We start from the raw sequence: 21006 nt of genomic DNA, 5'->3' as shown, positions 1-21006 counted from the left end.
TGTCGCATCGGGGGAGGCGCCCGAGCGGCTGCGTCCGGCCTCCATGCGACCACAGCACGGGAACCCGCGTTGCCACTTGCGGGCGATCCCCGTTCGTGCCACTACTCGATGCGACCGGCGCTCGCGCATATATACGATCGTTGATATGCTGCGCGCATGCACACGAAGACCGGAGACCTGCTGATCGAAGCGCGATCGCGGGCCGGACTGCACCAGAGCGAGATGGCGGAGCGAGCCGGAGTCGCCCAGAGCATGATCAGCGTCTACGAGAGAGGCGCGCGAGAGCCGACCCTCCCGACGCTGCGCCGTCTCCTCTCCGCTGCAGGCTTCACCCTCGACCTCTCGCTTGAGCGGAGCGCCGCACCGGCCGCGGCGCTCTCGGGGCCTGTCGGGCGGCGGGTCCTGCATCACCGTGCCGAGCTCCGCCGGGCACTGCGCCGTCGCGGCATCGCCGATGCACGGATCTTCGGATCCGCGGCACGCGGAGACGACCGCCCGGACAGTGACCTCGATCTCCTCGTGACGATCCCAGCCGGTCTCGGCGTCCTCGGTCTGGCAGGCCTCGAGCGCGAGCTCGGTGACGTCCTCGGCGCTCCCGTCGACCTCGTCCCCGAGCAGGGGCTCAAGGATCACGTGCGCCGCGCCATCGAGCCGGACCTGACGCCGCTGTGAGCAGAGAGCCGCGCCATCGTCTGGCCGACATCGCTGCCGCTGCCGCGGCGATCCGAGCGCACCTCGACCGCGGTGGACTCGATGACGGTCTGGTGTTCGATGCCGTGAGGATGCGCCTCGTCGAGATCGGCGAGGCCGTCAAAGATCTTCCGCAGAGTCTTCTCGAGACGGAACCGGAGGTGCCGTGGCGAGATGTCGCCGGGATGCGCGACCGACTCGCGCACCGCTACTTCGACACCACGCACGCCATTCTTGCGGCGACGGTGACCACGGAACTGCCCGCGCTCGAGGCCGCGGTCCAGCGTCTGTGCGAGCGCGCATCCGAGGACTGACGGCGCCTCGAGGTCACGCGCCCTCACCCAGCGGGAACACCAGCAGCGTCGACGTGGCCGTCGCGACCAGGCGCCCCTGCGCGTCGGTCACCCTCGCCTCCGCGAACGCCACGCGGCGGCCCGGCTTGACGACCGTGCCGACGGCGAGCAGCTCGCCGCTGTCCTGGTGCAGTCCGCGGAGGTAGCTGACGGTGAGGTCGAGCGAGGTGTAGCCGACACCGATCGGCAGCGTCGACTGCACCGCGCAGCCCGCCGCCGAGTCGAGCACCGTGCAGACGAAGCCGCCGTGCACCCGCCCGATCGGGTTGTAGTGCGATTCGTCCGGCGAGCAGCGGAACTCCACCCGGCCCTCGTCGACCGCGCCGAGCTCCATGTTCATCAGCGTGATGATCGGCGGCGGCGGGATCGTCCCGTCCTGCATCGCCCGCAGGTAGTCCAGCCCGCTCATCCGCATCGCCGCGGCCGCGCCGGCCATCGGATCGTGCCAGGTCACCGTCTTGCTGCGCAGCTCGTCCATGCCCACTCCCTCGTGAAGACTCCGGCGGCGACCACCGGCCGCGCTCGCACCCTACGCGCGTCGGTCCTCGGCGCGTCGGCGCAGCGTCTCGAGGAGGGCGGCCGGGGTCTCCGGATCGCTGAGGCTGATCGCGAACTCGCTGCCGTGGGTGGTCGTCACCACGAGCCCCGGGCCGGCGCGGAGGATGAGGGCCGAGCGGCCCGGGGACATCCGGTAGCCCCAGCCGCCCCACTCCGACGGCCGCAGCGCGGCAGTGCTCACCGAGGCCATCGACGCCAGCGGGATCCGCCGCAGCGGGATGCCGAGCACCCGGGACACGACGCGCAGCCCCCGGCGGTCGGCCGTGACGCGCAGGCGGGTGAAGCCGAGCATCACGACCGCGCTCGCTCCGAGCACGATCGCCATCGCGATCGCCGGTCCCGTGTCGCCCGTGGCGAGCAGCCCCGGGACGGCGGCCGCCGCGATGAGCAGCAGCACCGTGCCCGTGACGTCGAACACCCGGCCGGTGACGGTGTGCGACCAGGCGCCGGTCTCCTCGGCGCCGAGCGGCAGCCGGTCGACGGCGACCCGCGGCGTGTGCCGGGTGGGCGGCGCGATCAGCGCCGGCACCACCGCGAACACCCCGCCGCCGAGCAGAGCGAGAAGCCAGGCGCCGAGCACGGCCCCCTCCGCCGACCCCGCGGCGAGCGTCGTGCCGACCGAGGTCGCCCAGGCGCCGGCACCGAGACCGGCGACGAGGCCGAGTCCGCCGAGCAGGAGGCGCGGGGCGCGGCCGAACGCCGCGGCGACGAGTCCGGCGACGGCGGGGACGCCCGCCAGCAGCAGTGCCAGCCGGAGGAGGGCCGCGACGGGCTGCGACTCGTCCGCGGCGCCGGTGCTCGACCAGTGCGAGGCGAGCACCGGCGGGAGCCGCTCGCCGAGGACGGCCCGCGAGACGAGGATCGCCGCGGCGGGGAGCAGGAGCGACGCGGCGGCGACGAGCGTGCGCGGGCTGCGGTCGGTGGTGGTGCCGGTGGTGGTCACGGTGCGGTCCTCTCGAGAAGGCGGATGACGTCGGCGCGGCTGATGCCGCTGCGGCGGGCCTCGGCGGCGAGCTGCTCGACGAGGGCGGTGACGCGCACGAGGCCGGGGCCGGCCGACTCCGCGATCCAGGCACCGCGGCCCCGTCGCATCTGCAGGATCCCGTCGTCGCGGAGCGCGGCGTACGCGCGCAGCACGGTGTGCATGTTGATGCCGAGGGAGTCGGCCAGCTCGCGCGCCGGGGGCAGGCGGTCGCCCGCCGAGAGCTCGCCCGCCGCCACGGCAGCGCGGACCTGCGCCTCGAGCTGGTCGGCCAGCGAGCGCGGCGAGGAGTGGTCGACGCGCAGCAACATGTTCGCAATATTAGTAGAACAATGAGCGAGGAGTCGAGCGCGCTAGCGTGGAGGGTCCAGCACGGGAGAGGGGACCCCGATGACGACTCCGGTCACCGGTGCGCCGTCCGCGGCCCGGCGCGCGGCAACCCTGCGCCTCGCCGGCCTCTTCGTCGCGGCCGCCGGACTGCTGGACGTCGTATTCCTGTTCGCCCCGACCGGCTCCGGCTCCCTGCTCGCGGCGCGCGCCGTCGTCCTCCTCGGGGCGGGGCTGCTCGCGGCCGCCGCCTCGGTCCTCGCGCGCGGCGCCGACTCGAAGGGCGGGCTCGTCGGCCCGACCGGAGCGACGGCGCTGATCGTCTTCGCGGTCCTGATCGTGCTGCGGCCGATCGTGTCCTGGTCCTCGCCGAGCACGACGGGCTCGACATCCACGCCCGAGATGATCGCCGCTTCGACGCTCGTGCTCACCCTGGCCGTGCTCACCGCGGCCGCCGGAGTGGTGGGGCTCGTCGCGCTCGGGCGCTCGCGCACCGTCCCGCGGCGGGTGGTGGGGATCGCCGCGGTCGCCGTGGCCGTGAACGCCGCCGGAGGATTCGCGACGACCGTCCCGCTGCTGGTCACGGCGACGCCCTCGCAGGGGCTGCTGATCGGGATCTCGATCGTGGCCTCGATCGCCGGGTCGCTCGCGATCCTCGCCACCGGAGCCGTCTGGCTGCTCGCCGCCCGCTCGATGGTCCGCGCGGGCTGACCGGCGCGCCTCCGCTCAGGACGACCCTGATCAGGGCGACAGCGCCAGCGACACCGCCAGCACGACCATCACGACCGCGACCGCGCCGTCGAGCACCCGCCAGGCCGTCCGGCTGCGGAACAGCGGGCGCAGCGCCCGCGCCCCGAAGCCCAGCGCCGTGAACCACAGCACGCTGCCCAGCGCCGCCCCCGCGCCGAACCACCAGCGCTCGTCGCCGTGCGTGTTCGCGACGGAGCCGAGAAGCACCACCGTGTCGAGGTACACGTGCGGGTTGAGCAGCGTCAGGGCGAGGCAGGTGCCGATCGCCGTCCGCAGCGACGTGGAGGCGCCGGCCGGGTCGCCCTCCAGTGTCCCGGGGCGCAGTGCGCGCCGCGCGGCGAGCACCGCGTAGGCGAGGAGGAAGGCGATCCCGCCCCAGCGGATGACCACCAGCAGCCACGGAGCCGACTCGAGCACCGCGCCGATCCCGGCGATGCCGAGGATGATCAGCGCCGCATCCGCCAGGGCGCAGATCGCGACGACGGCGAGCACGTGCTCGCGGCGGAGGCCCTGCCGCAGGACGAACGCGTTCTGGGCGCCGATGGCGATGATGAGCGAGAGGCCGAAGCCGAGGCCGGACACGGCGGCGAGGAGGGGGGACACGACTCTGACGCTAGGGGCGACCGCGCCTGTAGACCAGCTCACGCTCCTTCAGTACCGTAAGCGCGACTGATGGGACCTCCGATGCTGACCGACGACCTCGACCTCGCCCGCCTCCGCGCCCTCGCTGCCGCGGTGCGCTTCGGCTCCTTCGACGCCGCCGCGCGCGAGCTGCACGTCACGCCCTCCGCGCTCAGCCAGCGGATCAAAGCGCTCGAGTCGGCGGCCGGGCGGGTGCTGCTGGTCCGCTCGCGTCCCGTCGTCGCCACCGAGGCGGGTGCCGGCCTGCTCCGGCTGGCCCGCCAGATCGAGCTGCTCACCGAGGACGCCGTCCGCGCGCTCGACGGCGGTGCGCGCGAGGGCCGTGGACCGGTGACCGTGCCGATGGCCGTCAATGCGGACTCGCTCGCGACCTGGGTCCTGCCCGCGCTCGCGACCGTCCCCGAGGTCGTCGTCGAGCTGCACCGCGAGGACCAGGAGCACACCACCGCGTTCCTGCGCGACGGCACCGTCCTCGCCGCGGTGACGGCCGAGGCGGAGGCGGTGCTCGGCTGCACCGTCGCCCCGCTCGGCGTGATGCGCTACCGGGCGATGGCCGCCCCCGCCTTCGCCGCGCGCTGGTTCCCGGAGGGGCCGGACGCGGCAGCGCTCGCCGTCGCCCCCGTCGTCGTCTTCGACGAGAAGGACCGCCTGCAGGCCCGGTTCTTCGCTGCAGCCGGGGTGGAGGCGCGCCCGCCGCAGCACCGCGTGCCCGGCTCGGCCGACTTCGAGCAGGCCGTGCGCCTGGGCCTCGGCTGGGGCATGCTCCCCGAGCTGCAGGCCCCCGTCGGCGCGCCGGGCCTCGTCCCCCTCGGCGGCGCCCCCGTCGACGTCCCCCTCTACTGGCAGCAGTGGTCCCTGCACACCCCGAGCCTCGACGCCGTCGCCGCCGCGATCACCGCCGCCGCCCGCGCGACCCTGCGCCTCTGATCCCCGCCGCGAGATGCCACTTGTGCACGCGACACGCCGTGAAAGGCGTGCACAAGTGGCATCTCGCGGAGCCGACGGGCACAGGGGTCAGACGGCGAAGACGTCGCGGAGGGTCACCGTCTCGAGGGAGCGGGCGCGGAGGAGGTCGACCAGCTGGGCGTAGACCGTCGTGACCGGGTCGAAGTTCGCGTGCCCGATCACGATGCGCTGCGGCCGGAACCACTCGTCCGCGAAGCCGAGCAGCTGCTCCGGCGTGATCCGCCCCGAGTCCGAGAGTGAGCCGTACCAGAGCGTCGTCGCCGTGTAGCCGACGGCCGCCGCGGCCGCCCGGCTGCGCGCGTCGGTGTAGCCGAACGGCGGGCGGTAGAACGGTGCCGCCTCCACCCCGTAGGTGGCGCGGATGAAGTCGCCGTTGCGGCCGAGCTCCTCCTGGATCCCGTTGTCCGAGAGCGAGGTCAGGTCGGCGTGGGACCAGGTGTGGTTCGCGAGCTGCACCTGCCCGCTCGCGACGAGCGGCGCGAGTGCCGGCGCGTTCACGGTCCACGAGTCGTACTTCCCGTTGAGGAAGAAGGTGAGCCGGGTGCCGGTGTCCTTCGCGAACTGCGTGTAGGCGGCGACGACGTCGGTGTCGGCTCCGTCGTCGACCGTCCACGCCATCAGGTTCCCGTCGCCGGGCAGCTCGGTGATCGTGCCCTCCGGGAGCGGGAAGCGGGCGCGGATCGGCACAGGCGTCGCCGTCGCGGTCGGCACGGGGCGCGGCGGGGGAGCGGGGGTGGGAGTGGGAGTCGTGGTCGCGGCCACCGGCGTCGCGGTCGGCGTGAGCCGCGCGGCGCTCGTGCACCCGGCCAGGCCGGCGGCGGCGGAGGCGATCCCCAGCAGCAGCGCACGGCGCCGCAGTGCATCCGGCCTCGAGCCGTCCATGATTCCCCCCGCGGCGACCCGGACCCCCCGGTGCACCGGAGCGACCGTAGCATCGGCGAGTCTTGCAGGGTGCGCGCGTGTCGCCTAAGCTACTCGGGTTGCGTGCATCTGCACGCTCTTGCGCGCTGCCCTCCGGGCGGGACCCCGGTCCTCCTCGACAGGCGGGCGGTGCGCCGACAAGTGACCTTGGGTGGGTCGGGCGAGGCCTCGTGCCGCGCGTGGCCCACGGTACCCACACATGGAGGAAACCATGGCAGCAGTCTGCCAGGTGACCGGAGCCGTTCCCGGCTTCGGACACGCCATCTCGCACTCGCACCGGCGCACCAAGCGCCGCTTCGACCCGAACGTGCAGAAGAAGACGTACTACGTCCCGTCCCTGCGCCGTAACGTCACGCTGACGCTGTCGGCCAAGGGCATCAAGGTCATCGACGCCCGTGGCATCGAGTCCGTCGTGAAGGATGTTCTCGCTCGTGGGGTGAAGATCTAATGGCCAAGCAGCAGGACGTCCGTCCGATCATCAAGCTCCGCTCGACGGCCGGAACCGGTTACACCTACGTGACCAAGAAGAACCGCCGCAACGACCCCGACCGTCTCGTGCTCAAGAAGTACGACCCCGTAGTGCGCAAGCACGTCGACTTCCGCGAGGAGCGCTAAGTATGGCCAAGAAGAGCAAGATCGCCCGCAATGAGCAGCGCAAGGTGGTCGTCGACCGCTACGCCGCCAAGCGCCTCGAGCTGAAGAAGGCCCTCGTCGACCCCGCCGGGACCGACGAGTCCCGCGAGGCCGCCCGCACGGGCCTCCAGAAGCTCCCCCGCAACGCCTCGCCCGTCCGCGTCCGCTCGCGCGACGCCGTCGACGGCCGCCCCCGCGGCAACCTCTCGAAGTTCGGCATCTCGCGTGTCCGCTTCCGTGACATGGCCCACCGCGGCGAGCTGCCCGGCATCACCAAGTCGAGCTGGTAAGCGGCGCGCGCATTTCTGCGTGAACACCGAAAGGCCCCACGATCTCGAGATCGCGGGGCCTTTCGGCGTTCCCGGGTCGGGGCGTCGCTGCCGCCCCTCCCGCAGTCGGCTTCTCGAAGTGGTGGGGTTCCGCAGAGCGTCCTGCGTCCGCTGCGGAGAATCGCTCGGCACGCGATTCTCCGATTCGCTCGCGCGTTCCGCTGGCGCGGCTTGTTCCGGACGGTGATCCGTCGCGAACGGCTCCTTCTTCCGCTCTCAGGCAGCCGTTCGAGACGGATGGCGACGCTTCGCACACGCCGGCGGGCCCCTGCATGCTGATCGAGGAGGCCGCGGAGCGGGCGTATCGAGATCCACCGTGACCGGGCACGGGGTTTGCAGACCTCTCGGTGACGGTGGGTCTCGATACGCCCCTGGCGGGGCTACTCGACCAGCATGGGCGGAGCCGCACTGCGAACGGGATCCGTTGCATGCTGATCGAGTAGCCCGCGCAGCGGGCGTATCGAGATCCGGCCGCGTGGCGCCGCGTAAAATGGCGGGCATGACAAGCAGCCTTCCGACCGTCGCCGAGATCGCGGCGCTCATCGACCACGCGATCCTCAAGCCCGAGCTGACCCGCACCGAGGTCGACGCGCAGCTCGACGAGGCCCGCGCGGCCGGCGTCTTCAGCGTCTGCGTGCGCCCCTCCGACATCGCGCACGCCGTCCGCCGGCTCGAGGGCTCCGGCGTCCTCGTCGGGACGGTCATCGGCTTCCCGCACGGCACGACCTCCACCGCGGCGAAGGTCGCGGAGTCGACGCAGGCCCTCACCGACGGCGCCGTCGAGCTCGACATGGTCGTCAACATCGGCCGCCTGCGCAGTGGACTGCTCGACGACGTCGAGGCCGACGTCCGCGCGGTCGTCGGCGCCGCCGAGGGCCACGTCGTCAAGGTCATCCTCGAGACCAGCTACCTCGACGACGAGCAGATCGTCGCCGGCAGCGAGGCCGCCGAGCGTGCGGGCGCCGACTTCGTCAAGACCGCGACCGGCTTCGGCGGCGGCGGCGCGAACGAGCACGACCTGCGCCTGATGCGCGGCGCCGTCTCCGACGCCGTCCAGGTCAAGGCCTCGGGAGGCGTCCGCGACCTCGACACGCTCCTCGCCTTCCGCGAGCTCGGCGTCACCCGCTTCGGCACCAGCGGCTCGGCGACGATCCTCGGCGACCTGACCGCGCGCCAGGCAGGCGACGCCTCCGCCGCCCGCGTCGACACCGCGTCGTACTGAGCGCCGTGCGCGGGGGAGGGCCGTCCGGTCGGCGCGCGGCGGCGGAGGGCGGGTCCCTCGACGTCGTCGCCAAGGCGCTGAAGGAGCGGGTCTACGCCGCCTTCACCGGGCTGGCCGTCGTGATGATCTACGCCGTCGACGAGCAGGCGGACTCCGCGCACGCCCTGCGCAGCCTCGTCATCGCGATCGTCGGCATCTCGGCCGCCGGCTTCGTCGCCGACGTGATCGCGCACCAGGTCGCCCACGCCGCGACCCCGACCGCGGCGGAGGCGCGGGTCATGCTCCGGATCGCCGGCGGCGCGCTCGCCTCCGCGTCGCTCCCCGTCCTGGTGCTCATCGCCTCGGCCCTCGGCTGGATCGACGACGTGGTCGCGCTGCGGATCGGCGTCGGCGTCTACGTCGCGACCCTCGCCGGCATCGCCCTGATCGCGGTCGTCCGGGCCGGCCTCGGTGTCGGGCAGAGCATCATCGGCCTGCTCGGCCTCGTCGGACTGGGAGCCGCCGTCGTCGGCGTGCTCGCCCTGTCGCACTGAGGGGCCGGCGATCGTGACCGGCACCCGCACCCGCGTCGAGCTCGGCCGCAGGGAGGATCTCGGCGCCGACTGCGCCAACTGCTTCGGCCTCTGCTGCGTCGCCCTCGCGTTCACCCGCTCCGCCGACTTCCCGGTCGACAAGCCGGCCGGTGAGCCGTGCACGAACCTCGACACCGAGGACGCCTGCACGATCCACCGGCGGCTGCGCCCCGAGGGCTTCGCCGGCTGCACCGTCTTCGACTGCTTCGGCGCGGGCCAGAAGGTGTCGATGCAGACGTTCGGCGGCGTCTCCTGGCGCAGCGACGCGGAGGTGCGCGCGCGGATGTTCGCGGTCTTCCCGCTGATGCGCCGCCTGCACGAGCTGCTCTGGTACCTCGACGTGGCCCTCGGCCTGCGCGGGGTCGACGCCGCCCTGCGGGACGCGGTGCGCGTCCGCTTCGAGGCGGTGCACGCCCTGACGCTCGCCGACGCCGACGCGATCCTCGCGGCCGACGTCGACGCGGAGTACGGCGCCGCCCGTCCGCTGCTGATCGCGGCGAGCGCGGCCGCGCGGAACGACGGCCCACGGCGGCGGCGGCGGCACGGCCGGCTGCGCCTGCAGCCCGGTGCCGACCTCGTGGCGGCCGCCCTCGCGGGCGCCGATCTGCGGGGTGCCGACCTGCGCGGCTCCCTGCTGATCGCCGCAGACCTCCGGGGCGCGGATCTCCGCGGCTGCGACGTCCTCGGCGCCGATCTGCGGGACGCGGACGTGGCGGGGGCCGATCTCTCGACGGCGATCTACCTCACGCAGGCGCAGGTCAGCAGCACTCGCGGCGACGCGCGGACGGCGCTGCCGCCGGACTTCGAGCGCCCGTCGCACTGGGCGGCGAGCAGCGGACGCTGAGGGTCAGCCCTCGACGGTGCCGGCGGCCGAGCCGTCGTCGTCGAGGCCGAGGCCGCCGAGGACCTCGCGGTGGAGCAGGTGCGACCCGTTCCAGTTCTCGATCACGCACTGCGGGAAGGCCTCGAGGTCGAGGGCGTCGAGCCAGCTGGCGGCCGCTTCGCGTGCCCAGGACTCGGTGGAGTAGACGCCGAGGATCTCGGTCTCGTCCGCGAACGGCCCGGTGGTCGAGAGCACGTAGTGACCGACGCTCATGGCTGCTCCTTCATCGTCGCGCAGTGGCGCGCATTGACAAGCCTGTCACAAACACGCTCTTGCGGAGAGCCGATGTCGGCGGCTAGGAGATGCTGTCGCGAAGTCGCGCGTTCAGGGCCGCGAGGGCGGCGGCGATCTCGACGTCGTCGGCGCCGGGCAGGACCGCGCCGCCCTGCGCGAGGCTGTGCCGGAGGGAGTCGAGCTCGGGGGTGCCGAGGCGGCCGGCGGAGGTGAGCACCTCGAGGGTGGTGAGGACTCCGATGAGCGCGACGGCGTCGTCGACGTCGAGGGGTCGGGCGCAGTTGTTCTCCATGCGCATCTCCAGGGGTTCGGTGCCGCGCGGGGGACGCGGTCGGGGGCGGGTGGGGCGGGTGAGGGGGCGCTGCCGGCTTCGGGGCCGGACGTACCGAGACGCCCCGCGGCCGGATCGACCGCGGGGCGTCAGGGGTGGTGCGGGGTGATCAGGCGACGCGCGGCTCGGCCTCGGGGGCGTCGTCCTCGGGGATGTGGACGTCCTGCACGGTGACGTTGATCTCGGCGACGTCCATGCCGACGATCTCGCGGATCGCACGGCCGACGGCGGAGCGCACGCCCTCCGCCACGTCCTGGAGCGCGGCCGGGTACTCGGCGACGATCGTGACGTCGGCGGCGACCTGGCGCTCGCCGACCTCGACCTTGACGCCCTGGGCGCGGTCGTCGTTGCCGAGCGCGCCGCGGATGGCGCCGAGGGCGCGGGCGGCGCCGTTGCCGAGGGCGTGCACGCCGGGCACCTCGCGGGCCGCGATGCCGGCCACCTTCGCGATGACGCCGTCGTCGATGACCGTGCGTCCGGTCCCGTTCGTCGTCGTGGTGTTCGCGGTGCTCTCGGCCATGATCTCCTCTTTCGTCTCGGTGCCCGGTCGGTCGATCGGGCGGTTCAGAGGTAGGACGGAGCGTGCACGGCGAACGTCACGGTGGAGTCCCCGCTGCCCAGGGGACTGCCAGGGTCGGGAGGGAGGCGGGCCTCATCGCGCCGTCTGCTGCGCCAGGAACGCGAGGGTCCGCTCCAGCGCCTCGCGCGCCTCCGGCAGCTCGAGGTGGAACTGGTACTCGTGGCCGAGCTCGCTCTCGTGCCCGTCGCCCCAGAGCAGCGCCGTGACCGGGACGCCGAGCGAGCGCAGCTGCGCCGCGAACGGGCGCGACTGCTGCGCGGTGAGCGGGTCGGCGTTGCCGCCGCTGAGGAACGTCGGCGGGAACCGCGGCGTCACGTGCTCGATCGTCGACATCCACCGGGCGGCGTCGGAGGTCCACCAGGCCCGCCGGCCGGTGTACGCCCAGAGGGCGGCGCGCAGCCCGCGGCCGGCGAGACCGGTGGCGCGGGCGAGGGCGGCGAGGTCGAAGACTCCGCAGTGCAGGATCACCGCCCGCACGGCGTCGACGGGCAGGGTCGTCGTGAGCCCGGCCGCGCGCGCGTAGGAGGGGTTCGTGATCGCGGTGGCGAGCTGGCTCGCGAGCTGCGCGCCCGCGGAGTCGCCGGCCAGGACGAGGCGGTCGCGGGCGATCCCGAGGCGGCCGGCGTTGCGGCGCAGGTGCTCGAGTGCGGCGAGGAGCTGTCGCGGCGCGGTCGGGTGCACCGCTTCGGGCCCGCGGCTGTAGTCGAGCGAGACGACGGTGTAGCCGGCTTCGGCGAGCAGGCGAAGGTAGGGGTCCACGTCGCGCCGGTGGCCGGAGACCCAGCCGCCGCCGTGGATCCAGACGACGGTCGGGCGCGAGCCGGCTCCCGCGGAGCGGAGGACGTCGGCCGTCGTGGCCGGAGCGTCCGGACGCGCCGGGATCGGCTCGGCGACCCGCTGGATCCCCTCCGGAGCGAACGGCAGCATCGCCGCGGCCGTCCGCCGCGCCTCGCGCTCGAAGACCGCACGGACCGCCAGCGCGGCCGGCCAGGACGCGGCCCGGATCGGCGTCGCACGCACGGTGCCCCCTCCTCGCGTCGATCGCCCGGCCCCCACCGGCGACGCATCACGAAGGGTACGCACCGCATGTTTCCGCCGTGCGACGGCGCAGGTGGCAGGCTGGAAGGGTGACGGACGAGACGAGCGCGCAGGCCGCCCCGGAGACGGCGGCGAGCGCGCCGGCGACCCGCCCGAAGGCCCTCCGCGCGAGGGCGATGCTCGTGCTGGCGCTGATCGGCGCGATCGGCGGGGTGCTCTCGGGCGCGTTCGGCGTCGGCGGCGGCATCGTGATGGTGCCGATGCTGATCGCCTGGGCCGGGATGGACCAGCGCCGGGCCTCTGCGACCTCGCTGCTCGCGATAGCGCCGACCGCGGTGGCCGGTGCCTTCGGCTACGCGCTGGGCGGTCAGGTCGCCTGGGTCCCCGCCGCGGTGATCGCCGCGGCCGCGATGATCGGCGCGATCCTCGGCTCCTGGCTGCTCGCGAGGCTGCCGCTCGGCGTGCTCCGCTGGCTGTTCGTCGCCCTGCTGGTCGCGGCGGCCGCGCGGATGGCGGTGTTCGGCTCGAACGAGACCGGCGACGTCGCCGAGGGCTGGGGCGTCTGGCCCGGCTTCGGCGGGCTGGGCCTGGCGATGGGAGTGGCCTCGGGGCTCTTCGGGATCGGCGGCGGCGCGATCGCCGTGCCCGTTCTCGTCGGCGCGTTCGGCCTCGCCGATCTGCTCGCCAAGGGCACCTCGCTCGCCGCGATGATCCCGACGGCGATCAGCGGCTCGATCGCGAACGCGCGCCGCGGGCTGCTCGATGTCCGGGCCGGGCTCGTGGTCGGGCTCTGCGCGACGGGGTTCTCCTTCGCCGGGGTGGCGCTGTCGTTCCTCCTGCCCGCGCGGATCTCGGGCGTGCTGTTCGCCGCGCTGCTGCTCCTCGCGGCGCTGCAGCTCGCGCTGAAGGGGCGACGGAAGCGGTCCTGATCCGGGATCCGCTCCGGACGCCTCTTGACACCGCCCCGTTGTAAGTGTTTGATCAGTCACATGCCGACCACGACCCCTCGCTCCACCGCAGAAGCCCAGCGCGAGCGGATCACCGCGGCCGCCGTGCACGTCTTCGCCCGCACCGGCTACTCCGCGACCCCGATCACCGAGGTCGCGTCGGAGGCGGGGGTCTCGCCGGCCTACGTCTTCCGGCTCTTCCCGGGCAAGCTCGGCGTCTTCGTCGCCGCGGTCGACCGCTGCTACGAGCTGGTGGCATCGACGCTCGCCGCAGCGGGGGAGGCCTCGGTCTCGTCGGACCCGGCCGACCGGCTCGAGGCGATGACCCTCGCCTACATCGACCTGATCGCCGACCGCGATTTGATCATGCTGCAGTCGCAGGCGCAGAGCGCGAGCGGGGTGCCGGAGATCCGCGAGGCGGTGCGCCGCGGGATCTCGACGGTCGTCCGCACGGTGAGCGTCGTCTCGGGCGCCGACGGCCCGGCCGTGCAGCGCTTCGTCGCCTACGGCCAGCTCTGCCACCTGATCGTGCAGACCGACCTCGGCGGCGTCGACTCCGAGTGGGCGCGCATCGTCTCCGCAGGCATCCGGCACCACGACTGAGCGCCGGCGAGCCGCCACCTGCTGGTCGAGTAGCCCCGCAGGGGCGTATCGAGACCCACGGTCGTCAGCAGGGCGGACCTGCAGACTCGGCCTCTGACGCTGGTGGATCTCGATACGCCCGCGGCGCGGGCTACTCGATCAGCATGGACTTCCTTTCTCGAATCAAAAGAAGTGACTGTCCAGTCACTCACACCTACCCCAAGGAGCACCCCATGACCACCGCCCTCCCGCTCACCACCACCCGCGTCGTCCTCCCCGGGCTCGTCGAGCCGTCCGGACTGCTCCTCGAGCAGGCGCCGGTCGAGCCGCCCGCGGCCGGCGAGCTGCTCGTCGCCGTCGAGGCCACCGGCATCTCCTTCGCCGAGCAGTCCATGCGCCGCGGCCGCTACTTCGCCCAGCCCGCCTTCCCGTTCACGCCCGGCTACGACCTCGTCGGCCGGGTGCTCGCGGTCGGCCCCGGCGGCGACGCCTCGCTCGAGGGCCGCCGTGTCGCCGCCCTCACCAAGACCGGCGGCTGGACCGGCCACGCCCGGGTCGCCGCGCGCGACTGCGTCCTCGTCCCCGAGGGCGTCGCGCCGGAGGACGCCGAGGCCGTGGTGGTGAGCGGAGTGACAGCCTGGCAGATGCTGCACCGCTCGGCCCGGCTCTCCCGCGGCGACACGATCCTTTTATTCGGGGCGAACGGCGGCGTCGGCGGCCTCGTGCACCGGCTGGCCTCACTCGAGGGCATCCGGGTGATCGGCGCCGCCTCGCCGCGGCACCACGACGCCCTCCGCGCGGCGGGCGTCGAGCCGGTCGACTACGCCGACCCGGAGCTCGCCGCCCGCGTCCGCGAGCTCGCACCGGGCGGCGTGGACGCCGTCTTCGACAACATCGGCGGGGAGACCACCCGCCTGGCCTGGTCGCTGCTCGCGCCCGGCGGCACCCTCGTCGCCTACGCGATCGTCAGCGCGAGCACCGGCAGCATCTGGCCGCCGTTCCTGAAGCAGCTCGCCCGCGTGCAGGCGTACCAGCTGGCGCCGAACGGGAAGCGCGCCGTCTTCTACGACCTCTGGTCCGGGCACTCGCTCCGTCCCGCCCGGTTCCGCGCGCGGCTCGAGGAGGACCTGGGCCGCGTGCTCGCGCTGCTCGCGGACGGCTCGCTCACCGCCAACATCGCGGCGCGCTTCCCGCTCACGGAGATCGTGGCGGCGATGGAGCTCGCGGAGTCGCGGACGCTCGACGGCAAGGTGATCCTGCTGCCCTGATCGCCGCGGCCGGGCAGTCGGCCCTCGAGAGCGTGGAAAAATGGGAGGCGATGTCCTCCCGAGCCGCATGAGCGCCGCCACCTACCTGACCGCCTCGATCCCCCTGCGCCTCGCGAGCGCGGGCATGGTCGTCGCCCTGCCCGTCCTGGCCGTCGAGCGCCTCGACGACGTCGCGCTCGGCGGGCTGCTGACCGGCGCCGCCCTGTTCCCGAGCGTGATCGCCGCTCCGCTGGTCGGCACCGTGCTCGACCGGGTGCGCTCGCCGCGGCGGCTGCTGGTCGGCGCGGCGCTCGCCACCGCCGCCTCCTTCGCGCTCGCGTCCTTCCTCGGCGACGTGCCGACGGCGCTGATCGCGCTGCTCCTGGTGATCGCGGGCCTGGCGACCCCGGTCTACATGGGCGGCATGTCGAGCTTCGTGACCAGCGCGATCGCCGACCCGCGCCGCGCCTACGCCCAGGACTCGCTGTCCTACACCGTCGCCTCGATCGGCGGCCCCGCGATCGCCGGGCTGGTGATCGCCGTCGCCTCGGCCCGCTTCGCCATGCTCGCGATGGCCGCCCTCGCGCTCGTCGGCGTCCTCGGCTCGCTCGCCCTGCGGATGGAGGCGCGGCCGACCCCCACCGTCGGCGTCCGGCGCACCATCGCGGCCGGTGTCACCCACCTCGTGCGGCACCGGCCGATCGCGATCGTCACCCTCTCCGGGACGATCAGCCAGATCGGCGGCGGTGCGGCCGGCGTCGCCGCGATCGGCCTGTCGCTCGAGCGGGTGGGCAGCACCGCGGCGGCGGCCGGGCTGCTCACCGCGTTCGCCGTCGGCGGGCTGCTCGGTGCGATCGCGGTCGCCGTGCGGCGCTGGACGCACCGCCCGCCGGCCTGGGCGATGGGGGCGGGCTTCGCCGCGACCGGCGTCGCCCTGCTCGCCGCCGCGCCCGACCTCGGGATCGTCGTGGCCCTCGTCGCGTTCGCCGTCGCCGGAGTCTTCACCGCGCCCGCGAACGCCGCGATGCTGCTGCTGCGCGATCAGGAGAGCCCGGCCGCCGTCCGCTCCCAGGTCTTCACCATCGGCGCGGGCCTGCGCGCCGCCGCCGCCGCGGTCGGTGCCGCCCTCGCGGGCGCCGCCTCCGGCCTCGACGCCGGCTGGCTCATCCTCGGCATCGCCACCGTCTGGATCGCCTCGGGCCTGCTCCTGACCCTCTTCCCCCGCCCCCTGCCGGCCCGCGAGAGCTGATCCCCGCCGCGAGATGCCACTTGGGTACGCGACACGCCGTGAAAGGCGTGCACAAGTGGCATCTCGCGGGGAGGGTCAGGCGGCGGCGCCCGAGAGGGTGCCGGTGCTGGGGCCCGCGGGGTCGGTGATCAGGCAGTTGATGACGCGGTCGCCGCCGTCCCAGCTCTCCTGGGTGGGGTAGTAGTAGCTGAAGTCGTACTGCGACTCCTCGTAGCTGAGGCCGACGAAGCCCTCGAACGCGGCCTGGCACTCGGAGTCGGCCTGCTCGGTGGTCGCCGTCTCGCCGGGGTACTCGTCGGCGTCGGCCATCGTGATGTTCTGGAAGACCTCGTAGCTGTGCGCGTCGGAGCACGGCACGGTCGGGACGTCGGTGACCTCGGTCGCGGTCTCGCTCAGCTCGTCGTTCAGGCAGTCGCCGACGCGGAGCTGGAAGACGTCGGTCGTGCCGCCGTCGACGATCTCACCCGAGGTGTCGTCCCGGGTCTCGCCGCCCATCATGCTGTTGATCCCCGAGCAGCCGGTGAGGCCGAGGGCGAGGGCCGCGGCGGCGGCGAGGACGAGGGCGGAACGGCGGCGGTTCATCGGAGGCTCCAGACGGCGGTGACGGGGTCGGCTCCAGGGTAGGGGTGGCGGGGCCCGCCGGGGCACCCCCTGTGCGGTGCGGTCCGCTACTCCGATCGTCGGCGCCGGGCAAGGCCCCGCGAGGGGCAGGCGAAGTCCAGCCGGGTGGAGTCGAATGGAGTCATGGCTCAGAAGACCGTCGCAGACCAGCTCATCGCCCAGCTCATCGACGCCGGGGTCGCCCGGATCTACGGGATCGTCGGGGACTCGCTCAATCCGATCGTCGACGCGGTGCGCCGCAGCGGCGGCTCGGCGAAGGGCGGGATCGACTGGATCCACGTCCGCAACGAGGAGGCAGCCGCCTTCGCGGCCGGCGCGGAGGCGCAGATCACCGGGAAGCTGGCGGTCTGCGCCGGGAGCTGCGGCCCCGGCAACCTGCACCTGATCAACGGCCTCTACGACGCGCACCGCTCGGGTGCGCCCGTGCTCGCCATCGCGAGCCACATCCCGAGCGGCGAGATCGGCTCCGGCTACTTCCAGGAGACGCACCCCGACCGCCTCTTCGTCGAGTGCTCGCACTACCGCGAGCTGGTCTCCACCGCGGCGCAGGCCCCGCGGGTCGTCAACGCGGCGATGCGCAGTGCCGTCGCCCTCCGCGGCGTGGCCGTGGTGACCCTCCCGGGCGACGTCGCCGAGTTCGAGGCGGAGGGCGACTTCCCGTCCTTCGTGCTGCCGGAGCGGCCGGCCCTGGTGCCCGCCGCGGCCGACGTCCGCGCTCTCGCGCAGGCGATCGACGAGGCGAAGACGGTCGCGATCTTCGCCGGCGCCGGCGTGCGGGACGCGCACGACGAGGTCGTCGCCTTCGCCGAGCTCGTCGGAGCGCCGATCGGGCACAGCCTGCGCGGCAAGGAGTGGATCCAGTACGCCAACCCCTACGACGTCGGCATGACCGGGCTGCTCGGCTACGGCGCCGCCCACGCGGGCATGCACGACGCCGACCTCCTGATCCTGCTGGGCACCGACTTCCCCTACGAGCAGTTCCTGCCGGACGCGTCGAAGGTCGTCATCGCGCAGGTCGACAGCGACGCCTCCAAGCTCGGCCGCCGGGTGAGCGTGGCGCATCCCGTGCACGGCGACGTCGCCACGACCCTGGACGCGCTGGCCCCGCTGGTGAAGCGGAAGGACCACCGCTTCCTCGACCGGATGCTGAAGAAGCACGAGAAGCTCGTCACCGGCGTGGTCGGCAAGTACACCGAGGTCGCCACCAAGCAGCCGATCCACCCCGAGCTGGTCGCGTCGACGCTGGACGCGCTGCTCGCCGACGACGCGATCGTGACCGCCGACACCGGCATGGGCAACGTCTGGCAGGCGCGCTACATCACGCCGAACGGGCGCCGGCGCCTGCTCGGCTCGTACTCGCACGGCTCGATGGCGAACGCGCTGCCGCACGCCGTGGGCGCCCAGATGGCGCAGCCCGGCCGCCAGGTCGTCTCGCTGAGCGGCGACGGCGGGCTCTCGATGCTGATGGGAGAGCTGGTGACGGTCGCGGCCTACAAGCTGCCGGTGACCATCGTCGTGTTCAACAACTCGACGCTCGGGCTGGTGAAGGTGGAGATGCTCGTCGACGGCTTCCCGGACTTCGCGGTGGACGTGCCGATGGTCGACTACGCGCAGGTCGCGACGGCGGTCGGCATCCGGGGGATCCGGGTCGAGGACCCGCGCGAGGTGGAGTCCGCGCTGCGCGAGGCGCTCGCCGACCCGGGGCCCGTGCTCGTCGACGTGGTCACCGATCCGCTCGCGCTCTCGCTGCCGCCGACGGTCACCGGCGCCCAGGTGAAGGGCTTCGCACTGGCGATGTCGAAGATGGTGATGAACGGCGGCGCGGGCGAGGCGATCGCGCTGGCCCGCTCCAACGTGAAGCACGCGCTGCCGTGATCGACGCTCCCGCGATCGACCGCGCCGCGCTGGCGACCGGCACCTGGTTCGTGCGCGGCTCGAGCCTGCCGCTGTGGCGGGGGCGCGAGGGGGTGGCGATCACCTACGCGCCCCTGCCCGGCGGCGAGGTCGGCGACGTGGTCAGCTGGCGCGGCCGCCGCTCGACGCGCTACGTGGTCGGGATCGACGCCCCCGACCCCGCGGATCCCGACGGCTTCCGCTGGCGGGGCGTCGAGCCGCTGACGCTGCTGGCCCGCAGCCGCTGGTCCTTCGTCGCCGCCGACGAGGAGGCCGGCTGGGCGCTGACCCGCTTCGCCCGCACGCCGTTCACCCCGGCGGGCGTCGACGTCTACGTCCGCGAGGCGCGGCCCGCCCCCGGCGTGCTGGCGGCCGCCCTCGCCGCCTGCGCCGCGGACCCGCGCACGGCGCCGCTGCGCCCCCGGATGTTCGAGGTCGCGCCCTGACGGCCCGAGCCCGGACGACGGTGGATCCCGATACGCCCGCTGCGCGGCCTGCTCGATCAGCATGAGCGGCCCTCACAGCGGCACCCGTGCCCAGCCACTGCTCCGTTCGGAGCATCTCCGCAAGCAGGGCGCAAGAGCATCCCGCGGAATCGCGTGCCAAGCGATTCCGCGCAGCGAACGCGAGACGCTCCGCGGGACCCGGTCACGTCGAGGAGTCGACTGCGGGAGGGGCGGCAGGGACGCCCCTCCTGGTGAGCACCGTCAGAGGCTCTCGCCGATGGCGATCGACTGGGCCTCGACGGCCTCCGACTCCTGGCCGTGCGCGTCCGCGCGCGCCAGCGTCCGCCGCCCGAGGAACACGATCAGCGAGGCGATCAGCACCGCGCCCGCCGCCGCGTACATCGGGAAGGCCGGCGAGATCGCCGCGGCCAGCGCCGAGGCGGCCGGCGGGGCGATCGCGCCGCCGAGGAAGCGGACGCCCGAGTAGGAGGACGAGGCCACGGAGCGGGGCAGGTCGGTCGCCTCCATCACGCACTCGGTGAGCACGGTGTTGACGACGCCCAGCAGCAGGCCGCCGACGATGATGCAGAAGATCAGGCCGACCCGCGAGGAGATCAGCAGTCCGCCGGCGACGAGGTCGAGCGCGAGCAGCACCAGCACCGAGCGGAGCACGACGGTGCGCGGCAGCCGCGCGGTCAGCAGCGGAGCGACGAAGACCGAGGTGATCGCGACGCCGAGGCCCCAGCCGAAGAAGGTGAAGCCGAGGCCCATCTCGTCCAGCCCGAGCGGGTACGGCGTGTAGGCCAGCAGCACGAAGAAGCCGATGTTGTAGAACAGTGCGGCACCGGCGAGGGTGCGGATCGCGGGCACGGCCAGCGCCTTGAACGGCGCGGAGAGCGGCGTCGGGGTCGGCCGCGGGCCGTCCTCGCGCAGCAGGGTCGCGATGGCGATGAAGCCGACGGCCATCAGCACCGCCGTGCCGAAGAACGGTCCGCGCCAGGAGACGGACCCGAGCAGGCCGCCGAGCAGCGGGCCGATCGCGATGCCGACGCCGAGCGCGGCCTCGTAGAGCACGATCGCGGCGGAGGAGCCTCCGCTGGCCGCGCCGACGATCGTCGAGAGCGCGGTCGAGATGAAGAGCGCGTTGCCGAAGCCCCAGCCGGCGCGGAAGCCGATGACGCCCTCGACGCTGCCGGCCGTGCCGGCGAGCGCGGCGAAGACGACGATCAGCACCAGGCCGATCATCAGCGTCTTCTTCGCGCCGATGCGGCTGGAGAGCCAGCTGGTGAAGAACATCACGACGCCGGTGATCACGAGGTAGCTGGTGAACAGCAGCGAGGTCTCGGTCGGCGTCGCCTCGAGGCTCTCGGCGATGGCCGGGAGGATCGGGTCGACGAGGCCGATGCCCATGAAGGCGATGACGGCGGCGAAGGCGACGGCCCAGACGGCGAGCGGCTGCCGGAGGATCGAGCCGCCCGCGGCGGGGGAGTGGGGAGTGGACACGGAGGGGCCTTTCGGGGGAGGGGTCGTGCGGGGAAGGGGAGTCAGGAGGCGGGACCGCCGGCGACGCGCAGGACGCGCTCCTCGACGAGGGCCGCGGCGCGCTCGAGGGCGCGGCGGTCGTCGTCGTCGAGGTCGTCGAACAGCGGGGCGAGGGCGGTGTCGAGGCGGAGGCGGTGCTCGGTGAGCGCCGCGGCTCCCGCCTCGGTGCCCTCGATCAGCCAGGCGCGACCGTCGCTCTCGTCGTGCACGCGGCGGATCCAGCCGGCCTCGTCGAGGCGCGCGATGATGCCGGTCATCGTCGGCTGGGTGACCCGGACGCGCTCGGCGAGCTCGCCGAGGCGGATCGGGGAGGCGGTGCGCAGCTCGGCGAGCGTCGACCAGACGGCGCCGGACTGCGCGCCGAGCCCGGTGGCGCCGCTGGAGCGGCCGGCGTACCGCGCGAGCGCGGTGGCGGCGGAGGCGAGGCGGACGGGGGCGGAGGGTTCGAGCACGTGCTTAAACATAGCA

General features: G+C 73.8%; 28 protein-coding genes. 16 read left to right on the top strand and 12 right to left on the bottom strand.

Annotated elements, in window-relative coordinates:
• Positions 1-156 precede the first annotated feature (156 nt).
• Together MT350_RS11305 and MT350_RS11300 are read left to right on the top strand one after the other, a co-directional pair.
• Entirely contained in the window at positions 157-672 is a 516-nt protein-coding gene (locus tag MT350_RS11305) for an XRE family transcriptional regulator (RefSeq protein WP_243615927.1), read from the top strand.
• Entirely contained in the window at positions 669-1004 is a 336-nt protein-coding gene (locus MT350_RS11300) for a HepT-like ribonuclease domain-containing protein (RefSeq protein WP_243600369.1), read from the top strand. Before MT350_RS11305 ends, MT350_RS11300 begins: the two co-directional genes overlap by 4 nt.
• A gap of 13 nt (positions 1005-1017) precedes the next feature.
• Here the strand turns inward: MT350_RS11300 and MT350_RS11295 are convergent, their stop codons facing one another.
• The 3 genes from MT350_RS11295 to MT350_RS11285 are packed head-to-tail and all read right to left on the bottom strand — an operon-like array spanning position 1018 to position 2894.
• On the bottom strand, positions 1018-1521 hold the full coding sequence (locus MT350_RS11295; protein ID WP_243600370.1) for a PaaI family thioesterase: 504 nt from the start codon (positions 1519-1521) through the stop codon (positions 1018-1020).
• 51 nt (positions 1522-1572) lie between these two features.
• The gene (locus MT350_RS11290; protein ID WP_243615926.1) at positions 1573-2544 is read right to left on the bottom strand and encodes a hypothetical protein; all 972 of its coding nucleotides are present in this window, start codon (positions 2542-2544) and stop codon (positions 1573-1575) included.
• On the bottom strand, positions 2541-2894 hold the full coding sequence (locus MT350_RS11285) for a GntR family transcriptional regulator (RefSeq protein ID WP_123444769.1): 354 nt from the start codon (positions 2892-2894) through the stop codon (positions 2541-2543). Before MT350_RS11285 ends, MT350_RS11290 begins: the two co-directional genes overlap by 4 nt.
• A 79-nt stretch (positions 2895-2973) precedes the next feature.
• On the opposite strand from MT350_RS11285, the gene MT350_RS11280 reads away from it, so the two are divergent.
• Positions 2974-3621 (top strand): hypothetical protein, encoded by a 648-nt coding sequence (locus MT350_RS11280; protein WP_243615925.1) that lies wholly within the window; start codon positions 2974-2976, stop codon positions 3619-3621.
• 30 nt (positions 3622-3651) lie between these two features.
• Here MT350_RS11280 and MT350_RS11275 read toward each other — a convergent pair whose 3' ends face one another.
• Positions 3652-4263: a LysE/ArgO family amino acid transporter gene (locus tag MT350_RS11275; protein WP_243615924.1), complete on the bottom strand. Its 612-nt coding sequence runs from the start codon at positions 4261-4263 to the stop codon at positions 3652-3654.
• Positions 4264-4332: 69 nt separating this feature from the next.
• On the opposite strand from MT350_RS11275, the gene MT350_RS11270 reads away from it, so the two are divergent.
• Positions 4333-5229 carry an ArgP/LysG family DNA-binding transcriptional regulator gene (locus MT350_RS11270; protein ID WP_243615923.1) on the top strand — a complete coding sequence of 299 codons (897 nt, stop codon included), beginning with the start codon at positions 4333-4335 and terminating at the stop codon, positions 5227-5229.
• 87 nt (positions 5230-5316) lie between these two features.
• Here the strand turns inward: MT350_RS11270 and MT350_RS11265 are convergent, their stop codons facing one another.
• Positions 5317-6150 (bottom strand): polysaccharide deacetylase family protein, encoded by an 834-nt coding sequence (locus tag MT350_RS11265; protein WP_243615922.1) that lies wholly within the window; start codon positions 6148-6150, stop codon positions 5317-5319.
• Positions 6151-6400: 250 nt separating this feature from the next.
• Here MT350_RS11265 and rpmB point away from each other — a divergent pair, with 250 nt between their 5' ends.
• The 6 genes from rpmB (at position 6401) to MT350_RS11235 (ending at position 9789) form a co-directional block, all read left to right on the top strand.
• Positions 6401-6637: a 50S ribosomal protein L28 gene (gene rpmB, locus MT350_RS11260; RefSeq protein WP_056038148.1), complete on the top strand. Its 237-nt coding sequence runs from the start codon at positions 6401-6403 to the stop codon at positions 6635-6637.
• Positions 6637-6804 (top strand): 50S ribosomal protein L33, encoded by a 168-nt coding sequence (gene rpmG / locus MT350_RS11255; protein ID WP_027692168.1) that lies wholly within the window; start codon positions 6637-6639, stop codon positions 6802-6804. Before rpmB ends, rpmG begins: the two co-directional genes overlap by 1 nt.
• A gap of 2 nt (positions 6805-6806) precedes the next feature.
• Positions 6807-7112, top strand: a complete 306-nt coding sequence (gene rpsN, locus MT350_RS11250) for a 30S ribosomal protein S14 (RefSeq protein WP_123444774.1) — start codon at positions 6807-6809, stop codon at positions 7110-7112.
• Between the two features lie 538 nt (positions 7113-7650).
• Positions 7651-8373 carry a deoxyribose-phosphate aldolase gene (gene deoC, locus MT350_RS11245; RefSeq protein WP_243615921.1) on the top strand — a complete coding sequence of 241 codons (723 nt, stop codon included), beginning with the start codon at positions 7651-7653 and terminating at the stop codon, positions 8371-8373.
• A 5-nt stretch (positions 8374-8378) separates the two neighbouring features.
• Positions 8379-8906, top strand: coding sequence for a hypothetical protein (locus MT350_RS11240; protein WP_123734816.1), 528 nt, complete (start codon positions 8379-8381; stop codon positions 8904-8906).
• A gap of 13 nt (positions 8907-8919) precedes the next feature.
• Complete coding sequence (locus tag MT350_RS11235) at positions 8920-9789, top strand: pentapeptide repeat-containing protein (RefSeq protein WP_243615920.1); 870 nt, start codon at positions 8920-8922, stop codon at positions 9787-9789.
• Between the two features lie 3 nt (positions 9790-9792).
• Here MT350_RS11235 and MT350_RS11230 read toward each other — a convergent pair whose 3' ends face one another.
• From MT350_RS11230 to MT350_RS11215, 4 genes are all read right to left on the bottom strand, one after another.
• On the bottom strand, positions 9793-10041 hold the full coding sequence (locus tag MT350_RS11230; protein WP_123444778.1) for a hypothetical protein: 249 nt from the start codon (positions 10039-10041) through the stop codon (positions 9793-9795).
• An 82-nt stretch (positions 10042-10123) separates the two neighbouring features.
• On the bottom strand, positions 10124-10354 hold the full coding sequence (locus MT350_RS11225; protein ID WP_123701598.1) for a hypothetical protein: 231 nt from the start codon (positions 10352-10354) through the stop codon (positions 10124-10126).
• 148 nt (positions 10355-10502) lie between these two features.
• The gene (locus MT350_RS11220; RefSeq protein ID WP_123734818.1) at positions 10503-10913 is read right to left on the bottom strand and encodes an Asp23/Gls24 family envelope stress response protein; all 411 of its coding nucleotides are present in this window, start codon (positions 10911-10913) and stop codon (positions 10503-10505) included.
• Between the two features lie 132 nt (positions 10914-11045).
• On the bottom strand, positions 11046-11993 hold the full coding sequence (locus tag MT350_RS11215) for an alpha/beta hydrolase (protein ID WP_243615919.1): 948 nt from the start codon (positions 11991-11993) through the stop codon (positions 11046-11048).
• A 107-nt stretch (positions 11994-12100) separates the two neighbouring features.
• On the opposite strand from MT350_RS11215, the gene MT350_RS20465 reads away from it, so the two are divergent.
• The 4 genes from MT350_RS20465 (at position 12101) to MT350_RS11195 (ending at position 16036) form a co-directional block, all read left to right on the top strand.
• Positions 12101-12940, top strand: coding sequence for a sulfite exporter TauE/SafE family protein (locus MT350_RS20465; RefSeq protein WP_243615918.1), 840 nt, complete (start codon positions 12101-12103; stop codon positions 12938-12940).
• Between the two features lie 60 nt (positions 12941-13000).
• Positions 13001-13561: a TetR/AcrR family transcriptional regulator gene (locus MT350_RS11205; RefSeq protein WP_123734820.1), complete on the top strand. Its 561-nt coding sequence runs from the start codon at positions 13001-13003 to the stop codon at positions 13559-13561.
• A 212-nt stretch (positions 13562-13773) separates the two neighbouring features.
• Positions 13774-14808, top strand: a complete 1035-nt coding sequence (locus MT350_RS11200) for a medium chain dehydrogenase/reductase family protein (protein WP_243615917.1) — start codon at positions 13774-13776, stop codon at positions 14806-14808.
• 67 nt (positions 14809-14875) lie between these two features.
• Complete coding sequence (locus MT350_RS11195) at positions 14876-16036, top strand: MFS transporter (RefSeq protein WP_243615916.1); 1161 nt, start codon at positions 14876-14878, stop codon at positions 16034-16036.
• A gap of 75 nt (positions 16037-16111) precedes the next feature.
• Here MT350_RS11195 and MT350_RS11190 read toward each other — a convergent pair whose 3' ends face one another.
• Positions 16112-16618, bottom strand: a complete 507-nt coding sequence (locus MT350_RS11190; protein ID WP_123444786.1) for a septum formation family protein — start codon at positions 16616-16618, stop codon at positions 16112-16114.
• Positions 16619-16780: 162 nt separating this feature from the next.
• On the opposite strand from MT350_RS11190, the gene MT350_RS11185 reads away from it, so the two are divergent.
• Together MT350_RS11185 and MT350_RS11180 are read left to right on the top strand one after the other, a co-directional pair.
• Positions 16781-18532 carry a pyruvate dehydrogenase gene (locus MT350_RS11185; protein ID WP_243615915.1) on the top strand — a complete coding sequence of 584 codons (1752 nt, stop codon included), beginning with the start codon at positions 16781-16783 and terminating at the stop codon, positions 18530-18532.
• Positions 18529-18996 carry a hypothetical protein gene (locus MT350_RS11180; protein WP_243600384.1) on the top strand — a complete coding sequence of 156 codons (468 nt, stop codon included), beginning with the start codon at positions 18529-18531 and terminating at the stop codon, positions 18994-18996. Before MT350_RS11185 ends, MT350_RS11180 begins: the two co-directional genes overlap by 4 nt.
• A 261-nt stretch (positions 18997-19257) precedes the next feature.
• On the opposite strand, the gene MT350_RS11175 is transcribed toward MT350_RS11180, so the two are convergent.
• Positions 19258-20499, bottom strand: a complete 1242-nt coding sequence (locus MT350_RS11175) for an MFS transporter (RefSeq protein ID WP_243615914.1) — start codon at positions 20497-20499, stop codon at positions 19258-19260.
• Between the two features lie 41 nt (positions 20500-20540).
• The gene (locus tag MT350_RS11170) at positions 20541-21002 is read right to left on the bottom strand and encodes a MarR family winged helix-turn-helix transcriptional regulator (protein WP_243581054.1); all 462 of its coding nucleotides are present in this window, start codon (positions 21000-21002) and stop codon (positions 20541-20543) included.
• Positions 21003-21006 lie beyond the last annotated feature (4 nt).

This window comes from Rathayibacter sp. VKM Ac-2928 (assembly GCF_022815545.1).
Lineage (GTDB): Bacteria > Actinomycetota > Actinomycetes > Actinomycetales > Microbacteriaceae > Rathayibacter > Rathayibacter festucae.
This window is presented reverse-complemented; position numbering and strand designations above follow the sequence as displayed.

Coding starts and splice junctions, on each gene's coding strand:
- MT350_RS11200 (WP_243615917.1), top strand. CDS start 13,774: ATGACCACCGCCCTCCCGCTCACCACCACCCGCGTCGTCCTCCCCGGG.
- MT350_RS11295 (WP_243600370.1), bottom strand. CDS start 1,521: ATGGACGAGCTGCGCAGCAAGACGGTGACCTGGCACGATCCGATGGCC.
- rpmB (WP_056038148.1), top strand. CDS start 6,401: ATGGCAGCAGTCTGCCAGGTGACCGGAGCCGTTCCCGGCTTCGGACAC.
- MT350_RS11190 (WP_123444786.1), bottom strand. CDS start 16,618: ATGAACCGCCGCCGTTCCGCCCTCGTCCTCGCCGCCGCCGCGGCCCTC.
- MT350_RS11285 (WP_123444769.1), bottom strand. CDS start 2,894: ATGTTGCTGCGCGTCGACCACTCCTCGCCGCGCTCGCTGGCCGACCAG.
- rpsN (WP_123444774.1), top strand. CDS start 6,807: ATGGCCAAGAAGAGCAAGATCGCCCGCAATGAGCAGCGCAAGGTGGTC.
- deoC (WP_243615921.1), top strand. CDS start 7,651: ATGACAAGCAGCCTTCCGACCGTCGCCGAGATCGCGGCGCTCATCGAC.
- MT350_RS11205 (WP_123734820.1), top strand. CDS start 13,001: ATGCCGACCACGACCCCTCGCTCCACCGCAGAAGCCCAGCGCGAGCGG.
- MT350_RS11230 (WP_123444778.1), bottom strand. CDS start 10,041: ATGAGCGTCGGTCACTACGTGCTCTCGACCACCGGGCCGTTCGCGGAC.
- rpmG (WP_027692168.1), top strand. CDS start 6,637: ATGGCCAAGCAGCAGGACGTCCGTCCGATCATCAAGCTCCGCTCGACG.
- MT350_RS11170 (WP_243581054.1), bottom strand. CDS start 21,002: ATGTTTAAGCACGTGCTCGAACCCTCCGCCCCCGTCCGCCTCGCCTCC.
- MT350_RS11270 (WP_243615923.1), top strand. CDS start 4,333: ATGGGACCTCCGATGCTGACCGACGACCTCGACCTCGCCCGCCTCCGC.
- MT350_RS11220 (WP_123734818.1), bottom strand. CDS start 10,913: ATGGCCGAGAGCACCGCGAACACCACGACGACGAACGGGACCGGACGC.
- MT350_RS11280 (WP_243615925.1), top strand. CDS start 2,974: ATGACGACTCCGGTCACCGGTGCGCCGTCCGCGGCCCGGCGCGCGGCA.
- MT350_RS11195 (WP_243615916.1), top strand. CDS start 14,876: ATGAGCGCCGCCACCTACCTGACCGCCTCGATCCCCCTGCGCCTCGCG.
- MT350_RS11225 (WP_123701598.1), bottom strand. CDS start 10,354: ATGGAGAACAACTGCGCCCGACCCCTCGACGTCGACGACGCCGTCGCG.
- MT350_RS11305 (WP_243615927.1), top strand. CDS start 157: ATGCACACGAAGACCGGAGACCTGCTGATCGAAGCGCGATCGCGGGCC.
- MT350_RS11185 (WP_243615915.1), top strand. CDS start 16,781: ATGGCTCAGAAGACCGTCGCAGACCAGCTCATCGCCCAGCTCATCGAC.
- MT350_RS11265 (WP_243615922.1), bottom strand. CDS start 6,150: ATGGACGGCTCGAGGCCGGATGCACTGCGGCGCCGTGCGCTGCTGCTG.